Annotated in this window: 1 rRNA gene; it reads right to left on the reverse strand. The window is 57.0% G+C overall.

Features of this window, described 5'->3' with window-relative positions:
- Positions 1-207: ribosomal RNA gene (locus CES81_RS13180) — 23S ribosomal RNA — on the reverse strand; the annotation flags it as partial.

Here is a 207-nt window from a genome sequence, read left to right on the forward strand (position 1 = left end):
TGATTTCCAACCATTCTGAGGGAACCTTTGGGCGCCTCCGTTACTTTTTGGGAGGCGACCGCCCCAGTCAAACTACCCACCTGACACTGTCTCCCGCCACGCTGAGTGGCGCGGGTTAGAGTGTTCACACAACAAGGGTCGTATCCCACCAGCGCCTCCACCGAAACTAGCGTTCCGGTTTCTACGGCTCCGACCTATCCTGTACAA

It is taken from the genome of Secundilactobacillus pentosiphilus (assembly GCF_002217985.1).
Taxonomy (GTDB): Bacteria; Bacillota; Bacilli; order Lactobacillales; family Lactobacillaceae; genus Secundilactobacillus; species Secundilactobacillus pentosiphilus.